This window comes from Blastococcus sp. KM273129 (genome assembly GCF_021698995.1).
GTDB lineage: Bacteria > Actinomycetota > Actinomycetes > Mycobacteriales > Geodermatophilaceae > Blastococcus.
Map to the genome: position 1 here is coordinate 1 of NZ_SSXB01000151.1, position 2701 is coordinate 2701.

Genomic DNA, 2701 nt, shown 5'->3' on the forward strand with positions numbered 1-2701 from the left:
CCGGCAAAGGCACGAGGCCAGTCAGAGCAAGGGTCACGCCCGCTGCCGCCAGCAGTCAGCCCATCACCGACGAACCGACCCGGCCAGCCTCACAGTCAGAACAGCTGCTGCAGCGGCTCGAGCGCGAAGTAGACCAGGAAGAGCAGGGCCACCACCCACATGAGCGGGTGGATCTCCCGGCGCCGCCCGACGGCCACGCGCAGCAGCACGAAGCTGATGACGCCGGCCCCGATGCCGTTGGTGATCGAGTAGGTGAACGGCATCAGCGCGATGGTCAGGAACGCCGGGATGACCAGGGACATGTCGTCCCAGGTGAGGTTCTTGATCTGGCTGATCATCAGCGCGCCGACGATCACCAGCGCGGGGGCCGCCGCCTCGGCGGGCACGACCGCCACCAGGGGGGTGAAGAACACCGCGACCAGGAACAGCAGGCCGGTGACGATGCTGGCCAGCCCGGTGCGGGCGCCGTCGGCCACCCCGGCGGTGCTCTCGATGTAGGTGGTGTTCGACGAGACGCTGCCCGCGCCACCCGCGGCGGCGGCCAGCGAGTCGACGAGCAGGACCGGCTGCGACTTCGGCAGGTTGCGGTTCTCGTCCAGCAGGTCGCCCTCGGCGCCGACGGCGGTGACCGTGCCGACGGTGTCGAAGAAGTCGGCGATCATGATGGAGAAGACGATCAGCAGGGCGGCGATGACGCCGATGCGCTCGAACCCGCCGAACAGGGAGAAGTTGCCGAGCAGGGAGAAGTCGGGGGTGCCGACGACGTCGTCGGGCAGCTCGGGCACCTGCAGCCACCACCCGCGGGGGTTCTCGCCGTCCTCGCCGAAGCGCGGGCCGACGCCGGCGACGGCCTCGACGACGATCGCCAGCACCGTCGTCGCCACGATGCCGATGAGCAGCGCGCCCTTGACCCGGCGGACCACCAGCAGGCTCATGAGCAGCAGGCCGACGACGAAGGTGAGCATCGGCCAGCCGGCGAGCTGGCCGCCCACACCGAAGCTGATCAGCGGGTTGCCCGGCCGGATGATGCCGGCGTCGGCCAGCCCGATGATCGCCAGGAAGAAGCCGATGCCGACGGCGATCGCGATCTTGAGCTGGGCCGGGATCGCCTCGAAGACCGCCTTGCGGAAGCCGGTGAGCACCAGCACGGTGATCAGCAGGCCCTCCAGCACGACCAGGCCCATGATCTCGGGCCAGGTCAGCTGGGTGGCCGCGAAGACGGCGACGATCGCGTTGATGCCCAGGCCGGTGGCGAGCGCGAACGGGTAGCGCCCGACGATGCCCATCAGCAGCGTCAGCGCACCGGCGAGCAGCGCGGTGACGGCCGCGATCGAGCCGAACGGCAGGACCGTCCCCTCGACGTCGGCACCCGGTGTGCCGTCCGGACCGGCGATGCTGGTCAGGATGATCGGGTTGAGCACCACGATGTAGGCCATCGTGAAGAAGGTGGTGATCCCACCGCGCACCTCGCGGCTGACCGTCGAGCGGCGGGCGCTGATCTCGAAGTACCGGTCCAGACCGTTCTTCGGGCGGACCCGCGGCCCCTCGCTGCGGCGCGGCGTGGTCGGCGGCCGCCCCGCCGAGACGTCGGCGGGGGTGCTGCCGTCGGCGGCCGAGGCGCTGGCGCCACCGGAGGGACGGGACTTCTGCGGCATGCGGGTTCTCCGGGCGGTGCGGGTGGCCATCGAGCGGCGCCAGCGTGCCACATGCAGGGACCGGCACCGTCGCCCCGTGACCAGGATGGGATCTAAGGTGCCGTCGTGCCCCGTCCCGTCAAGCAGGCTCCCCCGCCGTTGCAGGTCGACACCGCGCGCGTGGTGATCGCCGGCATCGCCGTGTGGGCGGTGGCGCTGGTCGTGCTCCTGCTGCTGGGCGACCGGGTGGACCGCATGTGGACCTGGACCTGCGTGGCCGCCATCGGGCTGGCGGTGCTCGGCCTCGGCGTCATGAAGCTGCAGGGGCAGCTGGGCCCCCGCGACCGCGGCTGAGCGCGGTCAGTCCGCCAGGACGTCGTACTCCGAGGTGTCGTAGCGCGCCGAGGTGACCACCTCGGTGTCCTGGACGACGACGAGCGTGGCCTGGCTGTGCGCGCCGCAGCCGTAGTCGGCGGCCACGACCCGCCCGTCACCGGGTGCGTAGGCGTTGCCGCAGACGCCGACCATCCCGCGGAGCGAGCCGGCCAGCGGGAGCCAGAAGCCGCAGGTCGCGCAGGGGCCGGGGGCCTGACGGGCCATCGGTGAGGTCGGGCCGAACTCCCCCGACGACCAGCGGGCCACGGCCTCGGCACGCCCCTCGCGGGACATGACCCGCTCCCGGCCCAGCCCGATCTCTCGGGCGACGACGCGCCCCTCGGCGTCGTCGGCGGAGTCGTCGTCGACCGTGTAGGCCGGTACCAGGCGGGGGTCGTCCTCGGTGGCCGGCAGGACGTCGCCCACCGAGAGGTCCCCCGGGCGCAGCCGCTCGTGCCACGGCACCCACGCCGGCGCGAGCAGCGCCTGGTCGCCCGGCAGCAGGACGACCTCGTCGACGGTCACCCGCTCCTCGCCGGGCACCCGGGCGATCGTGACCGCCCAGTGCCAGCCCACGTACCCGGGCAGCCGGCTGGCGAAGGTGTGGGTGAGCACCTCGCCGAGCTCCGCGGGCCCCACGGCCTCCGCCGTCGCGCCCAGGTGCTCGCCCACCAGGTCGGCGGCCCCGGCCG

3 protein-coding genes are annotated in these 2701 nt (G+C 72.7%); 1 reads left to right on the forward strand and 2 read right to left on the reverse strand.

Going from position 1 to position 2701, the window contains the following annotated elements; genetic code table 11:
• Positions 1–95: 95 nt before the first annotated feature.
• Entirely contained in the window at positions 96–1655 is a 1560-nt protein-coding gene (locus E9565_RS21705) for an NCS2 family permease (protein WP_236824866.1), read from the reverse strand.
• 105 nt (positions 1656–1760) lie between these two features.
• Here E9565_RS21705 and E9565_RS21710 point away from each other — a divergent pair, with 105 nt between their 5' ends.
• Positions 1761–1988, forward strand: coding sequence for a DUF2530 domain-containing protein (locus E9565_RS21710; protein WP_236824867.1), 228 nt, complete (start codon positions 1761–1763; stop codon positions 1986–1988).
• Between the two features lie 6 nt (positions 1989–1994).
• Here the strand turns inward: E9565_RS21710 and E9565_RS21715 are convergent.
• A partial coding sequence (locus E9565_RS21715; protein WP_236836709.1) for a DUF3027 domain-containing protein occupies positions 1995–2701 on the reverse strand: 707 nt, incomplete at its 5' end.

Excerpts from the sequence above, each read along its gene's own strand:
- E9565_RS21705 (WP_236824866.1), bottom strand. The coding sequence starts at position 1,655 with ATGCCGCAGAAGTCCCGTCCCTCCGGTGGCGCCAGCGCCTCGGCCGCC.